This is a genomic window from Tepidiforma sp., assembly GCF_026419595.1.
Lineage (GTDB): Bacteria > Chloroflexota > Dehalococcoidia > Tepidiformales > Tepidiformaceae > Tepidiforma.
In genome coordinates, this window is the sequence record NZ_JANZZD010000005.1 from 86,531 (window position 1) to 105,405 (window position 18,875).

General features: G+C 71.5%; 20 protein-coding genes and 1 tRNA gene. 9 read left to right on the forward strand and 12 right to left on the reverse strand.

Annotation, left to right across the window (positions count from 1 at the left end; all coding sequences use genetic code 11):
• Nucleotides 1-84: 84 nt before the first annotated feature.
• From N2041_RS04375 to N2041_RS04385, 3 genes are read left to right on the forward strand one after another with little or no spacing between them, the layout of a single operon-like run.
• The gene (locus tag N2041_RS04375; protein WP_297676199.1) at nt 85-456 is read left to right on the forward strand and encodes a hypothetical protein; all 372 of its coding nucleotides are present in this window, start codon (nt 85-87) and stop codon (nt 454-456) included.
• A 15-nt stretch (nt 457-471) separates the two neighbouring features.
• The gene (locus tag N2041_RS04380) at nt 472-2,070 is read left to right on the forward strand and encodes a signal peptidase I (protein ID WP_297676319.1); all 1,599 of its coding nucleotides are present in this window, start codon (nt 472-474) and stop codon (nt 2,068-2,070) included.
• Nucleotides 2,067-2,513 (forward strand): hypothetical protein, encoded by a 447-nt coding sequence (locus N2041_RS04385; RefSeq protein ID WP_297676201.1) that lies wholly within the window; start codon nt 2,067-2,069, stop codon nt 2,511-2,513. The genes N2041_RS04380 and N2041_RS04385 overlap by 4 nt, the downstream gene beginning before the upstream one ends.
• Before the next feature lie 18 nt (nt 2,514-2,531).
• Here the strand turns inward: N2041_RS04385 and pheA are convergent, their stop codons facing one another.
• The 8 genes from pheA to N2041_RS04425 all read right to left on the reverse strand — a co-directional run bounded on the left by pheA (nt 2,532) and on the right by N2041_RS04425 (nt 7,995).
• Entirely contained in the window at nt 2,532-3,353 is an 822-nt protein-coding gene (pheA, locus tag N2041_RS04390; RefSeq protein WP_297676203.1) for a prephenate dehydratase, read from the reverse strand.
• A 13-nt stretch (nt 3,354-3,366) separates the two neighbouring features.
• The gene (locus N2041_RS04395; protein WP_297676205.1) at nt 3,367-4,041 is read right to left on the reverse strand and encodes a TrkA family potassium uptake protein; all 675 of its coding nucleotides are present in this window, start codon (nt 4,039-4,041) and stop codon (nt 3,367-3,369) included.
• Nucleotides 4,042-4,044: 3 nt separating this feature from the next.
• Nucleotides 4,045-4,458 (reverse strand): TrkA family potassium uptake protein, encoded by a 414-nt coding sequence (locus tag N2041_RS04400; protein WP_297676207.1) that lies wholly within the window; start codon nt 4,456-4,458, stop codon nt 4,045-4,047.
• Entirely contained in the window at nt 4,455-4,922 is a 468-nt protein-coding gene (locus N2041_RS04405; protein ID WP_297676208.1) for a universal stress protein, read from the reverse strand. Before N2041_RS04405 ends, N2041_RS04400 begins: the two co-directional genes overlap by 4 nt.
• A 35-nt stretch (nt 4,923-4,957) precedes the next feature.
• Nucleotides 4,958-5,149 (reverse strand): hypothetical protein, encoded by a 192-nt coding sequence (locus tag N2041_RS04410; protein ID WP_270056201.1) that lies wholly within the window; start codon nt 5,147-5,149, stop codon nt 4,958-4,960.
• A gap of 41 nt (nt 5,150-5,190) precedes the next feature.
• Nucleotides 5,191-5,406, reverse strand: coding sequence for an acetyl-CoA carboxylase biotin carboxyl carrier protein subunit (locus N2041_RS04415; protein ID WP_297676210.1), 216 nt, complete (start codon nt 5,404-5,406; stop codon nt 5,191-5,193).
• A gap of 480 nt (nt 5,407-5,886) precedes the next feature.
• Nucleotides 5,887-6,864: an SDR family NAD(P)-dependent oxidoreductase gene (locus N2041_RS04420; RefSeq protein ID WP_297676212.1), complete on the reverse strand. Its 978-nt coding sequence runs from the start codon at nt 6,862-6,864 to the stop codon at nt 5,887-5,889.
• 60 nt (nt 6,865-6,924) lie between these two features.
• Entirely contained in the window at nt 6,925-7,995 is a 1,071-nt protein-coding gene (locus N2041_RS04425) for an aspartate-semialdehyde dehydrogenase (RefSeq protein WP_297676214.1), read from the reverse strand.
• A gap of 86 nt (nt 7,996-8,081) precedes the next feature.
• On the opposite strand from N2041_RS04425, the gene N2041_RS04430 reads away from it, so the two are divergent.
• Entirely contained in the window at nt 8,082-8,939 is an 858-nt protein-coding gene (locus N2041_RS04430) for an enoyl-CoA hydratase-related protein (RefSeq protein WP_297676216.1), read from the forward strand.
• Here N2041_RS04430 and murJ read toward each other — a convergent pair.
• Nucleotides 8,890-10,497, reverse strand: coding sequence for a murein biosynthesis integral membrane protein MurJ (gene murJ, locus N2041_RS04435; RefSeq protein ID WP_297676217.1), 1,608 nt, complete (start codon nt 10,495-10,497; stop codon nt 8,890-8,892). The two genes, N2041_RS04430 and murJ, sit on opposite strands and share 50 nt — an antisense overlap.
• Nucleotides 10,498-10,522: 25 nt before the next feature.
• Complete coding sequence (locus N2041_RS04440) at nt 10,523-13,291, reverse strand: glycoside hydrolase family 38 C-terminal domain-containing protein (protein WP_297676219.1); 2,769 nt, start codon at nt 13,289-13,291, stop codon at nt 10,523-10,525.
• Between the two features lie 53 nt (nt 13,292-13,344).
• Between N2041_RS04440 and N2041_RS04445 the strand changes: the two genes are divergently transcribed.
• Complete coding sequence (locus N2041_RS04445; RefSeq protein WP_297676221.1) at nt 13,345-14,217, forward strand: alpha/beta hydrolase; 873 nt, start codon at nt 13,345-13,347, stop codon at nt 14,215-14,217.
• 112 nt (nt 14,218-14,329) lie between these two features.
• Nucleotides 14,330-14,956, forward strand: coding sequence for a TetR family transcriptional regulator C-terminal domain-containing protein (locus tag N2041_RS04450; protein WP_297676223.1), 627 nt, complete (start codon nt 14,330-14,332; stop codon nt 14,954-14,956).
• A gap of 9 nt (nt 14,957-14,965) precedes the next feature.
• Here the strand turns inward: N2041_RS04450 and N2041_RS04455 are convergent, their stop codons facing one another.
• Nucleotides 14,966-15,925 carry a cyclase family protein gene (locus N2041_RS04455; RefSeq protein ID WP_297676225.1) on the reverse strand — a complete coding sequence of 320 codons (960 nt, stop codon included), beginning with the start codon at nt 15,923-15,925 and terminating at the stop codon, nt 14,966-14,968.
• Between the two features lie 48 nt (nt 15,926-15,973).
• Nucleotides 15,974-17,209: a hypothetical protein gene (locus N2041_RS04460; protein ID WP_297676227.1), complete on the reverse strand. Its 1,236-nt coding sequence runs from the start codon at nt 17,207-17,209 to the stop codon at nt 15,974-15,976.
• Between the two features lie 69 nt (nt 17,210-17,278).
• On the opposite strand from N2041_RS04460, the gene N2041_RS04465 reads away from it, so the two are divergent.
• From N2041_RS04465 to N2041_RS04475, 3 genes are all read left to right on the forward strand, one after another.
• A tRNA-Glu gene (locus N2041_RS04465) sits at nt 17,279-17,355 on the forward strand.
• Nucleotides 17,356-17,481: 126 nt separating this feature from the next.
• Complete coding sequence (locus N2041_RS04470; protein ID WP_297676229.1) at nt 17,482-17,733, forward strand: hypothetical protein; 252 nt, start codon at nt 17,482-17,484, stop codon at nt 17,731-17,733.
• Between the two features lie 64 nt (nt 17,734-17,797).
• Nucleotides 17,798-18,811, forward strand: coding sequence for a cytochrome c biogenesis CcdA family protein (locus N2041_RS04475; RefSeq protein WP_297676231.1), 1,014 nt, complete (start codon nt 17,798-17,800; stop codon nt 18,809-18,811).
• Nucleotides 18,812-18,875: the final 64 nt, after the last annotated feature.

Consider the following 18,875-nt stretch of genomic DNA (forward strand, 5'->3'; position numbering starts at 1 on the left):
CCGGCGCTGGTCACGCCGGGCTGCCTGAGACCCTTGCCGCCCGGGAGCCGTCTCCCGGGCGGCCCGCCAGCCGGGAGGACACTGATGGCCGGGCTTCTGCCACACCTTTCGCGGCGGCTCCTGTTCGCTGGCTTGCTTGCGGCGACGGCGGCCGCGGCCTACGGATTCGCGGCCGCGAACACCGTCCCGGGCAGCCGGGCGGGCGACGGTTCGGCCGCGGTGAGCGGCTACACCATCACGAACGTCCATTACAACCTCGACACGCTGAACCCGCAGCAGCTCAGCTCGATCACGTTCACGATTTCGCCGGCGGTGCCAGGCGGGGGCACCGTGCGCGTGTCGACCGACGGCGGCGCGACCTGGACGGCCCCCTGCACCACGGGCTCGAGCATCACCTGCACTTCGACGGCGGCGGTCTCGTCCATCACGAGCCTGCGCGTCGTGGCGGCGCAGTAGGGCAGGGTGGACGACATGAGCGGCACTGCTGCAGGACACACCGCCCGGGCCCCTCGCCAGCGCGGTCCCCGCGCCGCGGCCGCCGCTGCCGCAGGCGCGCTGCTGTTCCTGCTCGCGGCCGCCGGGTGGGTCCTGTTCGCGCCCCAGCAGCTCGGCGGGCAGACCGCCTACGTCATCGTCAACGGCAACTCGATGGAGCCGGGGATGCAGCGCGGCGACCTCGCCATCGTCCGGCGGGCCGATGACTACCGGCCGGGCGACGTCGTGACCTACCGGCATCCGGAGGTCGGCCACGTCATCCACCGCATCATCGATGTCGAGGATGGCCGCTACACGCTGCAGGGCGACAACAACGACTTCACGGATTCGTACCACCCGGGCCGCGGCGAGGTCGTCGGCCGGCTCTGGTTCACGGTTCCCGGCGCTGGGAGGCTGCTCTGGCATCTCCGCAGCCCGCTCTGGGCCGGCATCGTCCTGTTCGTCGCGTTCGCGGGCTTGCTGGGCAGTTCGGCCCTGCCCCGCCCGGGGTCGGCGGCCGCCGCCCGGCGCAACCATCACCGGGGAGGAGGACACCCCATGGCTCCCATCTACCGCAACTGGCAGGATGCCCTCGCGCTGCTGCTCGCCGTCGGCCTCGGCTTCGCCGCGCTGGCGTGGGTCGGCTTCGGTCGCGGGCTCGAGAAGACCGTCCCGGCTGAGCGTGAGTACACCCAGCGCGGCGAGTTCGTCTACGACGCCGCCGCTGCTGACGGCAGCATCTACGATGCCGGCCGGGCGACGACCGGTGAACCGGTCTATCTCCGGCTGAGCGACCGGGTGACCTTCGGCTTTTCGTACGAGTTCCTGGCGTCCCGGCCGGCGTCCGTCTCCGGCAGCTACCACCTGGTCGCCGAACTCGGCGATGCGAGCGGCTGGAAGCGGACGATCCCCGTCGGGGAGCCGGGCACGTTCGAAGGCACCGCCTTCCAGGCGAAGGGCACGCTGGATCTGGCCGCCGTTCGTGAACAGATCGCTGCGCTCGAAGCGCAATCCGGGGTCGTGAACGACCGCTACTCGGTCACCATCAAGCCGCAGGTGCGGATCAGCGGCGAGCTCGACGGTCTGCCGTTCGAGAGCCGCTTCGACGCGGCGGCCCTGCCGCTCGCCCTCGACCGTTCGCGCCTCTGGCTGAACAGCGCCGAACCCGCTGCCCTGCTCCGTCCGTCGGAAACCAGCGTCGTCACGGCGCAGCGGACGGTCGGCAACCACGTGCAGTTCTGGTTCGTGAGCGTGCCGGTGCTCGCTGCCCGCATCGCCGGGTCAGCCGGCGCGCTCATCGCATTCGGGTCAGCCGGCGCGCTCATCGCTGCTGCTGCGCGGCGCGGCTGGGGCGAACGCGCGGGCGGAACTTCGCCGGCAGCACCCGTCCGCATCGCCGGCAGCGGGCGGTTCGAGTCCGCGGACGTCATCGACGTCGCCTCCATGGCCGACCTCGAGCGGATCGCCGAGCGGACGGGCGGCATCATCCTGCAGGAAGCGCGGCCGGGAAGCCACGTCTGCTACGTGCGCGACGGCGCCGCGGTGTACCGGTTCGTGCCGGAGCAGGCCGAGTACGGGACGGAGCGTGCCGCATGAGGCCCGTGCGTCTCCCCGGCATCGCGGCTGCCGCGCTGGCGGGCGCGGCGCTGCTCGCCGCGCTCTCGGCCTCTGCCGCGGCGAACACCGTTCCGCCGACGCGCATCGGGCAGAACACCGTCCCGCTCAGCATCATGCAGCTGGCGCCGCCGGAGTGCGCCCACATGTCGCTCACGTCGATCGTCTATTCCGGCTCTGGCGGCGGCGGCAACGACCTCGTGCTCGGCACCGCCGCCGGCGAGACGCTGAACGGCAACGGCGGCAACGACTGCATCGTCGGCGGCGGAGGCAGCGACACGCTCAACGGCGGCGGCGGCGATGACGTGCTCATCGGCGGCCCCGGCTTCTGGGTCGTGCTCAACGGCGGCGGGGGCTACGACATCTGCTACCGGAACGGGTCTGTCTTCACCTGGCCGATCGGCTGCGAGGAGTACTACCCCTGACCCCGCGGCATCCGCCGGTCAGATGGCGCGCGGATAGCTGCCGAAGACCTTCAGCTCGGCGCAGAGCGGCCGGATGCGATCGAGGACGGCCTTCACCTTCGGGTCGTCCTGGTGGCCCTCGAAATCGATGAGGAAGACGTAATCGCCGAAGGTGGCCTTCGTCGGCCGGCTCTCGATCTTGTTGCAGTTGATGTTCGCCTCGGCGAAGGCGTTCATCACGCTGGCCAGCGCGCCGGGGCGGTCCTCCGCGAAAGTGAACGCGATGGACGTCCGGTCGCGGCCGGTCGGCGGCGGCGTGCCGCGGCCCAGGACGAGGAACCGGGTGACGTTGTTCTCCGAATCCTGGATGTCCCGGGCGAGCACTTCGGCGCCGAGCAGCTCCGCGGCGCGCTCCGTCGCGATGGCCGCCGCGTCGCCATTCCGCTTGAGCGCCAGCTCCACCGCTTCGGTCGTCGAAAGGGCGGCCTCCGCCTGTGCCCGAGGGAAGCACCGCTCGAGGAACTTCCGGCACTGGCCGAGCGCTTGCGGGTGGGAATAGATGACCCGCACGTCCGCGGGGCGCGTCCCCGGCTTCGCCACGAGATTGTGCCGCACGGGGACCACGAGTTCGGCCTGGATCTTCAGGTCTGTCTCGTGAATCAGGATGTCGAGCGTTTCCTGCACCGAGCCGTTGATCAGGTTTTCGATCGCCACGATGCCGAGGTCGGCCATGCCGGATTCGACCGCGGCCGCGACGGCGGCGTGGGAGGGGAACGGCATCAGCTCCGCGCCAGCGTCGTACTGGAGCGCCGCGAGTTCGCCGAACGTGCCCGGCGGCCCGAGGTAGGCGATCCGCGTCATGTTCGCGCCGCCGTCAGGTGTCCAGCCCGTGGGTCGACCCCACGAGCTGCTCGCGCAGCATGTCAAGGCTCTCCTTCGGCGCGACGACGACGAGCGCATCGCCAGCGTGGAGCCGGGTGTCGCCGCTCGGCATCCGCGGCACGCCGCCGGGGTCGACGACGAGCGAGATGAGCGACTCCGCCGGGAGGAGGATCTCGCGGACCGACCGGCCGACGACCGGCGAGGTCTCCGGAAGCTTCACTTCGATGAGTTCGAGGCCGGAGTGGAGCTGGAGGAGCGGGATCATCGCCTGCGTCGGCAGCTCCTGCTCGATCTGGGCGAGGACGGCCTGCGTCGCGGAGATGGTGGTTTCGATGCCGCGCTTGCGGAAGATGAGCTCGTTGCGGGGGTTGTTGATGCGGGCGATGGTCCGCTTGACGCCCCGGTAGCGCGCGATATCGCAGATGACGAGGTTGTCTTCGTCGTCGCCCGTGACGGCCGCGACGAGGTCGGCGCGGCTGACCCCGGCGGCGTCGAGCGTCGTCGCTTCGCAGGCGTCGCCGAAGAGGACGTTGCCTGCGAGCTCCTCGCGGATGTTCGCCGCGCGCCCGGCATCCTGCTCGATGACGAGGACTTCGTGGTCCTGCTGGATGAGTTCGAGGGCGAGGTGGAAACCGACTTTGCCTCCGCCGCCGACGATGATGTACACGCGCTACCTCCGGGCAGGCTCGTTGAGGAGCATATCGACCATGACCTGGGCGCCGTAGCTGGTCGGGCTGAAGGTTTCGAGGCCGAGGTCGCGGAAGATGCCCTCGCGCACCGGGTCGTACACCCGGCAGAGGACACGCCGGACGCCGAAGATCTCCCGGGCGACCTGGCTGGCGAAGTAGTTCCGGTTATCGCCCTGGGTGACCGCGAAGAAGGCGTCCGCCTCGCGGATGCCGGCGCGCTCGAGCGTTGCGAGGTCCATGCCGTTGCCGACGATGCGGCGCCCGCCGAAGCCCTCGGGGAGCCGGCGGAACGCGGTCTCGGTGATGTCGATGATGGTGACGGCGTGGCCCTGCCGCTCGAGCATCGTCGCGATGCGCGAGCCCAGGCGGCCGCAGCCCATGATGACGACGTTCATCGGGTCTCGTGACCTCCTCCGCGGTAAGCATCGCGCATCGGCCGGCGGATGAGCCAGACCTCGCAGGGGGCGTGGCGAAGGAGGTACTCCGCCGTCGGCCCAAGGGCGAACGGCCGGTCTTCGCCTTCGAACGGCGGCAGGCCGAGCACGATGACGTCGGCTTTCTGGGCGCGCGCCTCTTCGATGATGGCGGGGCCGGCTTCGCGCGCCTGGACGACGACCGAGCGGACGCCCTGGCAGCCGAGTTCTGCCGCCGCAGCCTCGGCTTTCTCAATGATCTGCTGCGCCCGGCGGGATTCCTGGTCGAGCTCGACGTTCAGCGGCCTGGACCGGCCGACTTCGATGACGTGCAGGAGGTGGAGCCGCCCCCGCCGGGCTTTCGCCGCCGCGGCGGCGACCGCGATCGCTTCCATGCTCGCGCGGTCTGCCGCAACCGGGACGAGGAACGTCTGCCACGTGTCCATCAGGTTTCCACTCCCCCTTCAGCTGCGCGCAGTGGTCAGCGGTCGTCCTGGGCGAACCAGAGGCGGACGGCGCCGTTGAGGATGAGGACGACGCCGATGGCCATGCCGATATTCCACTCTACCGCCTGGGTGAGGAGGAAGAGGATCAGGACGACCCCGAGGACGATGGAGATGATGGAGAAGACGAGGTTGGCAGTGCGCATGCTGAGGGCCGGCGGCGAGTCCACCGCTCATGCTACGCCGGCCCTGCCGACGCGCAAACGACGATTCACGCCAGGCGCAAGAGCGGCTGACCCTGTTCGACGCGGTCGCCGGCGCGCACCAGCACTTCCGCCACGGTGCCCGCGGCCTCGGCTTCGACGGGCAGCTCCATCTTCATCGCTTCGACGATGAAGAGCTCCTGCCCCGGTGCGATCTCCTGGCCCGGCCGCGCCAGGACTTCCTTGATGGTGCCGGTCATCGGCGATGGCAGCTCGCTCGCCACGTGCGCGCCCCCTGCGAAAGTTCGCTGCGCATCGTAGCGCGCCGGCCGCGGGGTCCGCACGGCGCGGCTGCTCGAAGGCATGCGAAGGGGCCGCCCCGCGCCCCCTGGAGGCGAGAGCGGCCCCTTGCGAGCGTTGGAGCGCGTCTATCGGGAGCCGGGCACGCCCGCGAGCGGGCGACCCGTTCGGTCTGCCGGCCTTTGCTGCGCCCGGGTTGCCCCTGCGCGTGCCGGCCCGGCAGCTCCCGGGGCGGCGCCGTGACACCGGCCCGGGACCGGCGGCTGCGGGTTGGCCCCGCGGCGCCGGCCGTCACCCCCGACCACCCCGCCTCCAACGGGCGGGAATGTAGCCGCGGAAGCGGCCGGCGGCCAAGCAACTTATGACGGGTCGGCTGCGGGTTCACGAAGATTTGACACGCGCCGCCGGTCCCCGGTTCGAAGTCGACAGAATGTCAGCCGGGCCGCGGGGCCGTTATCGTCGACTCAGGCGAATTCGAGCGGGCGCTCGGCGCTGAACGGCGTCAGCTCCTCTTCGATGGCGAATTTCACCTGCTTCCAGGTGAACTTGACGGCGCGCTCGCCGCGCTCGGGCAGCGGCTCGACGATCGCCTCGAACATCCCCTGGTTCGTGACCTCCTTCGGCTGGGCGAGGAGCTGCATGAAGCCTTCCGCGGCTTCGAACGTCTCGAGCATGCGCGGCTGCCAGCGGCCGAAGACCTTCGGATTCTCGGCGTATTCGTTGGTCATGCCGGTGCGGACGAACGGGTAGAGCACCGAGTAGGCGGAGACGAGCTCGGCGCTGCGGCCGAGGTTGACCTGGAGCACCTTCGGCAGCTGCAGGACCGCCCAGTTCGCGATGGCGTAGCCCGGGACGCTGACACCCGGGTCGATCGCCTGGCGCGAGGAGATGTAGACGAACTGGATCGGTTCGTTGGCGTAGACCGCCTCGCCGGACCAGAGGTGCGTCATCGCGATGAAGCCGTCGATTTTCGTGTCGAGCACCAGCCGCGTCTCGTTCAGGTTGTTGATGAACGCCTGCCGGACGCGGGCGCGCCGCATCGCCATGGATTCGCCTTCGATTTCCCGCAGCGAGCGGCCGAAGGAATACCCCTTTTCGGTGAGGCCGGAGTTGCAGATGACGAGGTTGGGGATGCCGCCCATCTTTTCGATGACATAACTTCGGCTCGCCCAGAGGTCGCCCATGTTCGTGACATCCGCCTGCAGGGGGAAGGCGTTGACGCCCTGGCTGCGGAGATAGTCGACGAGGTCGAGCCCGTCGTCGTACGACGAGTGGAAGTGGACGGCGACGCTCTCGGCGCCGTTGAGGCCGGCCGCCAGCGCGAACGACTGGCCGAGGCCGCCATCCTTGCCCGCGCCAGAGATCAGGACGCGCTTGCCTTTGACCCCGGCGGCGAACTCAGCCGGGTAGCGGAACTTGTCGGGGTTGACCGTGAATGCCATGTGCGAACTCCCAAGGTATTGGTCCGCATTATGGCAGAGCGCCGGCCTATAGGAGAGCCCTTACCGAACCCCGGCCCGCGGCCGAATCAGCCCGCGCCGCGCGGCTTCTTCGATGATCTGCACGACGTTCGTCGCGGCGCCCTTCCGGATGCTGTCGGTGACCGTCCAGAAGGTGATCGCCCCGGGCTTCGAGTGGTCCGGCCGCAGCCGGCCGACGAGCACCCGGTCGGTCCCGGCGACGTCCATCGGCGTCGGGTACTGCTCCGCCGCCGGGTCGTCCATCAGCTCCACCCCGGGGGCGCCGGCCATCAGCGCCCGCGCCTCGTCGACCGCCACCGGCCGCTCGAACTCGGCCCAGACGCTCATCGCGTGGCCGAAGAAGGTCGGGATGCGGACGCACGTCGCGCTCACGCCCACGTCCGGGGCGTGGAGGATCTTCCGCGTCTCGTTCGCCATCTTCAGCTCTTCCTTCGTGTAGCCGTCGTCGGCGAAAACGTCGATCTGGGGCACCGCGTTGAAGGCGATGTCGCGCTTCTGCGTGCCGCTCGGCTCGCGGCGCCCGGCCAGGGCGGCTTCGGTCTCCCGGCGCAGCCCGTCGACGGCGGCGGCGCCGGCCCCGGCGACGGCCTGGTAGGTGCTGACGATGACGCGCCGGAGCGGATTCACGCGGTGGATCGGCGCCAGCGCCAGCACCATCGGCGTCGTCGTGCAGTTCGGCTGGCTCACGATGCCGCGGTGCCATTCGAGGTCGTCCGGGTTGATTTCGGGGATGACGAGCGGCACGGCCGGGTCCATCCGGAACGCGCTCGAGTCATCGATGACGAAGCTGCCGTTCGCCGCCGCGATCGGCGCGTACTGCTTCGACGCCGCGCCCGAGGCCGAGAGGAAGACGATGTGGTCGTCCGGCGTGAAGCTGGCCGGGGTGGTCTCCTCGATGACGATGTCGGCGCCGCGGAAGGCGACGGTCTTGCCGGCGGAGCGCGCCGTCGCCAGCAGCCGCAGCCGGCCGACCGGCACCTGCCGCTCATCGAGGATTTTGAGGAACTCCTGGCCGACGATGCCGCTCGCGCCGACGACGGTGATGTTGTAGGCCTCCATGGGGCGCTCCGGGTGGGAAACGTTTCCGTCCATGGTACGGGCTGCTCCCGGCCCGGTGAATTCGCGGGGCAGCACCGCTGCCGGGTACACTCCCGCCCACCGCACCGAGGAGACCCTCCGTGGAGTTCCGCGACATCGACTACCGGACCGATGGCCCGATCGCCTGGATCACCTTCAACCGGCCGCAGTACCGCAACGCCCAGTCGTGGCGGCTGCTCGACGAGTACGACCGCGCGATGGACCTCGCCGTGGCCGACCCGGCCGTGCGCGTCATCATCACCCGCGGCGCGGGCGGGAACTTCTCCAGCGGCCACGACCTCGGCACGCCCGAGCAGGCCGCCGACCGCGAAGCCCGCGGCATCGGCGAGGCCGGCATCGAGTTCTACGAGAACTTCCGCCACTACAACCTCGACCTGCTCGTGAAGTGGCGCAACGCTCCCAAACCGACCATCGCCATGGTCGAGGGGTTCTGCATCTTCGCGGGCTGGATGATGGCCGCCTGCGTCGACCTCGTCTTCGCCGCGCGCAATGCGCTCTTCCTCCCCGCGATGCTGGAGTACTTTTCGCTGCCCTACGACGTCGGGGTCCGCAAGGCGAAGGAGCTGATGTTCGAGAGCCGCTTCCTCACGGCGGAGGAGGCGCAGCAGCTCGGCTTCGTCAACCGCGTCTTCGAACCGGAGGACCTCGAGCGCGAGACGGTCGGCTACGCCCTCCGGGTCGCCGAGAACAACCCGGTCGTGGTGCGCCTTTCGAAGGCTGCGGCGAACCGGGCGCAGGACCTGATGGGCTACAGCGCCTTCCTGGACGCCGGGCTCTCGGACTACCTCGTCATGATGGCGAACCGCGGCGAAGCCCGGACGAAAGGCGGCCGCCGGCTCGGCGGGGTCGAGCTCGCGCTGCGCGGCCTCCGCGGCGACCGGCCGGGCCTCACCCCGGGGCAGGGCCCCGGCGAAGCCGCGCCGCCAGCCGGCTCGTGACGTCTTCCAGTTCGGGCACACGGAGCGCGAGGCAGGCCGCGCCGTAGCAGAGCGCGCCCGCTGCGACGCCGGCAGCGGCCGTCACCGCGGCGTGTGCGCGGGTCTCGGAATCGAGGAGCACCGTCGCGACCGCCAGCACCGCTGCCATCAGCGCGCCGGCCAGCGCGACCCGCGCCATCGCGCTGAGCTCTTCCGCCGGGTTCCAGCCGGTCCGGCGGAGGAAGAGCGCGTACAGCCCCAGCCATTCCGCCCATGAGGCGGCGCCGACCGCAAAGGCGAGGCCGCTGACGCCGAACGGCTCCCAGAGGAGCGCCCCGAGGAGCAGATTCACCCCGACTGCGAGCACAGCCAGCGTCACCGGCGTGCGCGTATCGCCGAGCGCGTAGAAGCCGCGGCTGTGGATTTCGATGCCGGCCTGGGGAACGATGCCGAGGCAGTACCAGCCGAGCGCGGCGGCGGTCATCAGCGAGTCCGCGCGGGTGAACGCGCCTCGTTCGAGCAGGGTGATGGCGGCCGGCTCGCGCAGCATCGCCAGGCCGAGCGCTGCCGGAACCGTGAGGAACATGATGAGCCGCAGCACCCGCGAGACCGTCCGGTTCAGCCCGTCAAGCTCCTCGCGCGCGACCTGCCCGGCGAGCCGCGGGAAGACCGCCGTCGAGAGCGCCATCCCGAAGAGCGCCAGCGGCAGGCCGGCCAGCAGCCACGCGTACGTCATGTTCGAGATCGCCGAGGCGCCGACCTTCGAGGCGAAGAAGCCGGTGACCACGAAGTTCACCTGCGCGGCCGCCAGCCCGACGACCCGGGGCGCCATCAGGCGGGCGACCTCCATCACGCCCGGCTCGCCCCAGCCGAGCGATGGCCGGTAGCGGAACCCCTCGGCGATCACCCCGGGCACCTGGATGCCGAGGTGCATCGCCGCGCCGAGCACGACGCCGAAGGCGAGCCCGTTGACGCCCCACCGGTCGGCGAAGACGACCGCGCCGAGGATGATGCCGAGGTTGTAGAGCATCGGGGCGAGCGCCGGCAGGAAGAACCGCTCCCGCCCGTTCAGCATCCCCGTGAGCATGCCGCTGGCCGCGAACAGCAGCGTCGAGACGAGCATGACGCGGGTCAGCTCGACGGCCGTGCCGGTCAGCTCTTCCGAGCGGCCGATGTCGTCGCCGAGCCCCGGCGCGATGGCCGGCACGAGCAGCGGCGCGAGGACGAACGCCGCCGCGCAGAGCGCTGCCGTGGCGAGCACCACGAGGTTGAGGACGCGGCTCGCGAGCAGCCACGCCTCGGCAGCACCCTCCCGTTCGAACTTGCGGGCGAAGACCGGGATGAAGGCGCTGCCGAGGGTGGCCCCGGCGAGCACCTGGAAGATCAGGTCCGGGATGCGGAAGGCGACGTTGTAGGCATCGAGCTCCGGCGAGGCGCCGAAGGCGTTCGCGATGACGATGGTCCGCACGATGCCGAGCAGCCGCGAGCCGACGAACCCGAAGGCGACGATGGCCGCGGCGAGCGCCAGCCCGCCGCCCGCGGACCGCGCGGTTCGCCTCCCTTCAGCGCCGGGCGCCATGCGCGCATGCTACGGCGGCACCCCGCTACGGGCGTTCGGCGGTCTCGAAGCGGACGGTCGCGATCTCCCACGGCCGCAGCTCGAGCGCCCGGCGCCCGGCTTCCCCCTCCAGCGGCACGGGGTGGCGCTCCAGCAGGTCCACCCGGGCCGCTGCTGCCGACCCGGCGGCCGGGACGTCGACCGTGACCCGTCCCCCTGCAGGGCCGGCGTAGACGCGCACCAGCGGCGCGCCGTCGGCGTCGCTGCGGCAGGCGGCGCTCAGCGCAGCATCGCCTTCGAGCCCGGCGAGCGGCAGCCAGCTCGCGAGCGAGCCTTCGTGGCCGTTCGTCGCCCAGCCGATCGGCGGGAAGGCCCACGCGTGGGCCAGCGGCGCGATGCCGGCGGCGTGCCAGCCGCCTGCGTACGGCGCAAGTGCGAAGGCGAACCGGTGGCGGCCGGGGCACTGGCTGTCGAAGGTCTGCACCGTCGGCCCGGCGCCGCCGCGCCGGCTGCGGAGGTCCGGCCGCGAGAGCCAGCCGACGCACCGCAGGAGGGTCAGGGCGAGCGCCTTCCGGCCGCGCCGGCCGACGAGTTCGCCCTCGGGCAGCCCGCGGTTCAGCAGCGCGAGGCCGCGGCCGCCGGATTCGACGGCGGCGAACGTCTTCTGCGGGAAGGTGGTCGGCGGCCGCTCGGCGCTTTCGCCGTTCCACGGGGCCGGCGCCAGCGGCCGCTCCGCCACGTGGAAGTGGTTCTCGGTCAGCAGCCGCTCCGGTTCGAACGGCAGCGGGACGAGCGCCCGCAGCCGGTGGTCCCGCGCGAAGTTGTCGACCGCCACGCGGAACTCGATGAGCGGCAGCCCCCGCCAGAGCCGGACGGCGACATCGACCGGCTCGAGCACCCGCTCCCGCCGCGCCCGCCGGCGTCGCTTCGCGCCGAGCCCGGCCGGCAAGTCGTACACGAGCGTGTACCGCAGCTCCTGCCACGCCGGCGTGCTCGTCGTCCCGTGGACCGTGACCGAGACCGGCTCGTCGACCCCGTCATCGAGGATATCGGCGTTGTACTCGTCACCCCGGTCGCCTTCAGAGACGAACACGAGCCCGGGGTCGAGGTCGAGGCCCGTTTCGCGGTCGCGGATGCGGAGCGACGCGCCGCTCAGCCGGACGTCGAAGCGCCCGGAGCGAAGCCGGCGGCCTCCGGGTGCCGCCTCGAGCCCGGCCGCCGACCCGTGCACCGGGACCGCCAGCTCGAGCCCGGCCGCGCGTGCCGGCGGCAGGACGGCCGTGAGCCGCGCGCGCTCGCTCTCGATGACGGCGACCTCGGCGGTCTCCGCGAGCCCGGCGCGCACGACGCTGCGCACCTCGGCGCGGAAGCCCTCCTCGTCGATGGCGGTGATGTCCGGGCCGACCGTCGTGGTGACGCGGAGGTGGCCGTCGCCCAGTTCCCATGCCATGTCTTCGATGGCGTGGACGTCGTACCGCTGCTCGCGGAGAAAGTCCAGGTGGCGCAGGACGCCGCGCGGCGAGACGGCTTCGCGGAGGAGTTCGGCGCCGCCGCCCAGCGGTTCGAGGGTGAAGGGGATGACCTCGCCGCCCGGCAGCCGCAGGGCATCGAACGCGGCCCAGGCGGCCGGGACGTCGGCTTCGATGGCGGCCGGCGCGCCCTGCACCGGCCGGAAAACGGCGAGGCCGCCCTGTGCCGGCACCTCCATCCGCCGGATGAGGTGCGCCGCGGATTCGCGCGCGACCTGCATCGCCAGCTGCTCGGCGCGGTCGTAGCGTGGCAGCATCTCGCGGTGGACCTGGTCGACGCTGCAGCCGCAGATCGAATCGTGCGGCGTGTTTTCGAGGGCGAGGCCCCACGCGTGGCGCAGCGCGGGCGAACCGTCCGGCCCGCCGTGCAGGTGCGCCAGCAGCTCGAGCGGCTCCGCATACCGTTCGAGCGCGCGCGCGACTTCGAAATCCCGCTGTTTGATGACCATGCGGGCCGAAAGCACGCCGACGAGCACGTTCGAGCGGTCCGGCGAGCGGAGTTCGCCCCGGTGGACGACCTCGTCGATGCCGGCGGCGAGGACGGCCTGCTCGTACTCCGCGAGGGTCGCCATTTCGAACCGGTAGCCGCGGCCGGCAGCCCGCGCCAGCAGGTCCGGGACGTGCGGCTCCATCCGCGAGTGGTCGGTGCCGTTCATGAGGAGCGCCGGCAGCCCCTCGCGGAGGTCGCGCTCCTGCCGGCGGACCCGCTCGAGGAAGTCCTCGACATCGGAGGGGAGGCGCCAGCCGCTCGAGTAGCTGTTGCGGAGGTAGAGCACGGGGATGCGCGTGCCGTCCGGCGCCTCCCACCAGAAGCTCCAGCCGGGGATGCTGTCCGGCACGCCGCGCCAGAGGCAGGCGCTGGTGAGCCCGAGCTGCCGCATCAGCTGGGGCATCTGGGCGATGTGGCCGAACTGGTCGGCGCAGTGGCCGATGCGGAGGCTGCCGCCCATGCGTTCGGCGAACCGGATGCCGCGCTGAAAGCTCCGGATGTGCGATTCGCCGGAGGGCAGGAACTCATCGGGCTGCACCCACCACGGCCCGATGACGACCCGCCCGGCTTCGATGAGCGCCCGCAGCCGGCCTTCGTTCTCGGGCCGGAGCTCGAGGTAGTCGGCGATGACGATGCTCTGCCCGTCGAGGTTGAAGCAGCGGTACTCCGGGTGCCGCTCCATGTGGTCGAGCAGCTCGTCGATCATCTGGACCAGCCGCCAGCGGAAGAGCTCGTGCGGCTGATACCACTCGCGGTCCCAGTGGGTGTGGGGGACGATGTAGACGGTCCGTTCCATGGCCTGTCCCGGCGGCGAAGTAGCCCCCGATTGTACGCGGGCACCGCAGCCGCTTGCGCCTTCATGCCGGGCGGTGTTCCATCAGCCGGTGCCAACGTTCGAACGCGAGGGGCTCGCATTCACCTACGAAACGGCGGGCGACCCTGCCTTGCCGGCCGTCGTCCTGCTCCACGGCTTCACGAGCGACCTCCGGATGTGGCACCCGGTCATCGGCGAGTTCGCGCCGCTACTTCGTCGTCGCCATGGACCTGCGCGGCCACGGCCGAAGCGCGGCCCCGGACGACCTCGACGCCTACACTGCCGAGGAGCTCGCTGCCGATGTCCGGGCGCTGTTCGACCACCTCGAGCTCGACCTCTGCGCGCTCATCGGCTGCAGCTTCGGCGGGATGATCGCGCTGCAGTTCGCCGTCACGTGGCCGGAGCGGCTCGCGGCGCTGGTGCTCAGCGATACCTCCGCGGCCTATCGCCACCCGGCCTACGATGAGCGTTACTGGCAGCGGGAGCGGAGCATCGACGCTTCGACCGAGGTCGTCCGCAAGTTCGGCACGGCCGAGCTGGGCAGGCGCGCCGCCGCCTCCGTCGCCGACCCGTTCCTCGCCCGCGGCGTGCGCGAGCGGTACGCCCGGCTCTCGGCGGCGGGCTGGCTCGGCTGCGCGCGGGTGCGGAAGGAGCGGCCCGACCTCCTCCCGCTCCTCCGCGGCCGGCTGACGATGCCGGTGCTGGTCGCCATCGGCGAGGACGACCCGGTCCGCAGCGCCTCCGAGGTGATGGCCGGCGAACTCCCGGATGCGCGCGTCGTCACGTTCCGGGGGACGGGGCACGGGGTGCCGGTGCTGGCGCCGCAGGCGTTCGCGCGCGAAGTCCTCCGCTTCTTCGAAGATGTCGAAGAGGGGCGGCCCGTCGCAGGGCAGCGGACGACCGGCTGAACGGGCTGTCAAGCGCGCCATCGCGCGCTATTTCGGTGCTTCGAACGAAATGGTAGAGTGACGCAGGACGCGACTGGCCCCTTGCGCGTACCTGTCTCCCGGAGTCCAGCACATGGGACGTTCCAGTGTCACGGCCGAGCGGCGCCGCCAGATCATCGATGCCACCGTCCGGGTCATGGGGCAGAAGGGCTGGCAGGAAGCCTCGATCGATGAGATCAGCAAGGCCGCCGGCGTCAGCCGCGGGCTCGTCTCCTACCACTTCGGCGACAAGGCGGCCCTCCTCGCGGGCGTGCTCGAACGCTGCCGCGAGGTGTTCGTCGATACGGTCGCCGTCTCCATCGGGCCGGGGCTGGACCCGGTCTACCGCCTCCGCATGGTCACGCGGACCGCGATCCTGATGGCGCGCAAGGAGGCGCTCACCTACGACGTCTTCCTCCACTTCACGGCGAGCGCCCGCAGCGAACCCCAGCTCGCCGACCGCCTGCGCGACCTCTACCGCGACTTCCGGCGCGGCACGGCGAACGCCATCCGCGACGGCCAGCGGAGCGGCGCCTTCCGGCTCGATGTCGAGCCCGAGGCCGCGGCGGCCCACCACATCGGCACTATCATCGGCATCGCCTTCCAGTGGCTGCTCGACCCTGAGGGGTTCGACCTCGACCTCGCCGCGCGCCACGCGGAGGACGCGCTCATCTCGCATCTGACGCGGCGCTTCCCGATGTTCGCCGAAGTCGACGGCTGACCGTCCCGGCTACTTGAGCGCGATGGCGTTCGGCGGCGAGCCGATGCCGCCTGTCTTGTTCAGCGGCGCGGAGACGAGGAACGCTTCGTAGCGGCCGTCTGCGGCGCAATCGGCAGCGAGCCGGGAGAGGTCCCAGAGTTCGCCGATGGCGATGCCGAAGAGCCCGAGCAGCCACTCGTGGAGGAACCCGCCGTGCTCGCGCCGGGGCGGCCATGCCTCGACGGATGGCAGGTCGCTGGCGATGGCGCAGATGTGCAGGTTCCAGAGGTACTCCGCCATCGGTTCGCCGGCCGCGATGCCGGGCGCGCGGAACGCCGCCATGTTCGCGAGCCCGGCGCGGGCGCGCTCGTCGAGCCCCTCGTACCACTCGGTCCAGCCCGTCCGCAGCAGGAGGACGTCGCCCGGTTCGAAGGCGACCCCCTGCGCCTCCCGGCAGGCGTCGAGCTCGTCGACCGAAAACCGGCGGTCACTCGTGAAATCGATCGCCTCGCCGCGGGCGGCGAGGTAGCGGCCGATGTCGAGCACCACCGCCCGGCCGGCGATGCCGCGCCGCGCCCAGTGGTCGATGCCGCCCTTCGAGCCCGGCCTGCCGGTCACCTCTTCCTTCCGGATGCCGTTGTAGAACCCGTACTGCGAGTTGCCGACGTGGACGAGCGTGTCCCACTGGCTGCTGGCCTGCGGGTAGAAGTTGTCGAGCACGTCGTCATGGTGGATGGCGCCGCCGAAGATCGTCTGGCGGACCGCGCCGCGGTTGAAGAGGGGCGGATTCGGCAGCTCCATGTTCCAGTTGAGCGGGAACATCACGCCGCGCTGGACGAGGCGGGCCGCCTTCGCGATGCGCTCGGGCGTCTGGAGGTTGAACATGCCGACCTGGTCGTCCTTGCCGAAGAGCCACCAGGCGGATTTCGGCGGTGCGCCCTCCACCGCCGGGAGCTGGTCGAACCGGGGAAGCGTCACGTCATCTGCCATGGGCGGGGATTCTACGCGGGTCTTCGCCTGCCGCGAGTGGCGGAGCCGTCACAGGTTCCGGAGGAACGCGGCGAGCGCCCGCGCATCCGCCTCCGTGTCGGCGAAGACGAGCGTCACCGCCGCACCGTCCGGCTCGAGCTGGATGGCGGTAACGCCGTCCCGGCGGGTTGCGACGAGCTGGCCGGGCTCCTCCCGAACCGCCGGGGCGCGCGCCTCGAGGAGGCCGCGGTGGCGGACGGCGAATTCTCCAGCCTCCTTCGCGTCCGAAAACCGGATGCGGAGCGCGAGCGCGGCCCCGCCCGGCGCTTCGAACGTCGTGAGGGCATCGGCCGCCCAGCCGGCGGCGGCCTGCAGCGCCGCGAGCGCCGGGAGGCCGGTTTGGAGGTAGCTGGCCAGCAGGAATTCGCCGAGCGTGCTGGTGCTGTTGAGCGCCCAGCCCGGCGCCGGGGGCTCAGCCGGCAGCGCTGCGCCGCCCGGCGCCCACCCGGTCCGTTCGAGCTCCGGGTGGAGGATGAGGGCCGTCGCGCCCGGTCCGCCGGCGCGGAGGAGACGGTCGACCGCGCCCGGGTCGGTTCCCCGGAGGAGGCTGACCCACTCCGTCCCGGTCGTGTACTGGAAGGCCGCCTCCCGGGCGAGCGCGGGCGGGGGCGCGGCTGCAGCAGGGGGCGGTTCGACGGCCGCGCCCGGCGCGAGCCCGGGCAGGAGATAACGGGACGTCCACTGCCCTTCCGTCCACGAGGCGTCGCCTTCGAGCAGCGCCCGGAGCGCGAGGCGGGCGTCGAGCGTCGCGGCCCCGCGCTCGAGGCGGAGGATATCGAAGTGGAAATCCTGCAGCGCGTGCACGAATTCGTGGGCGAGGAGCCGCTGCTCCCACGGCTCGAGGCCGGCGGGCGAGGCCGGGAGCGCCCCGTCGCGGATGAGCCACACTTCGCGACGGCCCGGCAGGTAGAGCGCGCCGGCCGCTGACTCGAGCATCGCCCGTTCGGCAGCAGCGGAGTCGGTCCCCGGCGGCAGCAGGCCGAGGAGCCGGTAGACGGTGCTCCGTTCGGTGGCGAAGGCCGCATCGCCGGGGGCCGCTGCATCGGCGAGCAGGCCGGGCAGCGCCTCCCGGCGTACGACCCCGATGCGCAGCGACGCGGGCGGCGCGAGGCCGCGCACCTCCGCGACCTCATCGAGCATCGACCGGTAGGCGTCCGGCAGCGGCACCGTCTCGGACCGCGCAGGGGCGCCGCCGCGGCAGGCCGGGGCCGCCAGCGCGAGGCACAGGAGTGCCGCAGCGAACATCCATCGAGCGCGCTTCACGGGGTGCGAACCTTGCCCGAATCGTCGCACGTTGGCTATCCTCGAAGAAACGGCGCATTCGTCTAGTGGCCTAGGACACCGCCCTCTCAAGGCGGAGATCAGGGGTTCGAATCCCCTATGCGCTACCAACGCCAGCCGCGCGGGCTCGACGGTCGTCGGGCCCGTTTTCGTTCCCGCGCCCGTACACTGCAGGCGCCGCCGGGGCCGCGCCGGGCGCGAACCGGTCGCCATCGACCCTGCCGGGAGATGCCGCCATGCCGTTCGCCGATGACGAGACGATCGCCGCGTACCGCGAGGCCTGGGATGCCTGGCAGAAGCAGCTCCAGCATCTCCACCGCGTCTTCCTCGAAGGCGAGCCGATTCGGCCCGACCAGCTGAAAGGCCTGCTGGGCCGCGAAGCCCGCGCGAAAGAGCGCTGGGAGGCGGCCCGGCGGCGGCTGCTCGGCCTCGAACCCGAGCTGCCCGGGCCCGGGATATCGGACCCGGACCGCAACCCGTTCCGATGACCGGCGGACTGTCTTCCGAACGGTCCCGCGCCCGGAACCGCGAAGTTCCTACAATGGAACGCAGATGGCACGCCAGGGAACCCTTTCGGGGCCGCGCTGGAACCGGACGACCGGGTACGCTCTCCTGCTCCTGCTCGCGGCCATCCCGGTCATCGCCTTTGCGCTCGGGCCGCTGACGAGTTCGAGCTTCAGCCTGCGCGGCCCGGGCGGGCCATTCGTGGCGTTCTCCGCGGGCGTGCTCTCGTTCGTGTCGCCGTGCGTGCTGCCGCTCGTGCCGATCTTCCTCGCGCAGATCTCGGGGGCGAGCATCGAGAACGGCCGGGTGGTGGCCAGCCGCCGGGTGACGTTCACCCACGCCGTCGCCTTCGTCACCGGCCTGTCGCTCGTGTTCATCGCCCTCGGCGCGGCGGCGGGGCTCCTGGGCTCGTACTTCCTCGTCGACAACCAGGAGCGGCTGGGGGAGATTGCCGGCTCGCTCCTCGTCCTCATGGGGGTGCTCATCATCCCGCCGCGCGGGCGGGCCGAACCGCTGCTGTCGGCGCTGCTGCTCGTCACGCTCACCGGGGTGTTCATCCTCCTGGCCGACCTCGGCAACCTGCAGGAGGACCGCTTCCGGCTGGCGGCGCTGGGCGTCGTGCTCCTCCTCGTCTGGCTGCGGTTCGCGGGCTACGTGCAGCTCGCGTTCTTCCAGCGCTCGTTCGAAGTCCCCATCGCGCGGAACCACGGCGTCGGCTACCTGCGCTCCGCGTTCGTCGGCGGCGCGTTCGCGCTCGGCTGGACGCCGTGCGTCGGGCCGATCCTCGGGTCGATCCTCACGCTGGCTGCGACCTCCGGGGAAGCCGTTCGCGGGACGTATCTGCTGGCGTGGTACGCGGCCGGGCTCGCGGTGCCGTTCCTCATCGCCGGGCTGGCGGTGTCGGATGCGCAGCGGGTCATCCGCCGGGTGCAGCGGTTCGGGCCCGTCATCGAAATCGTCAGCGGCCTGATGCTGATCGTCGTGGGCGTCCTGCTCGTGAGCGGCCGGCTCACGGCGCTGAACGACTTCTTCACCTTCGCCGATTTCAACCAGGGGCTGTAGTTGAGGTCCATCGCATTGCCGGTACGCCGGCAAAAAGGTGCCCGGAAGGCCCGAACGTGATAGC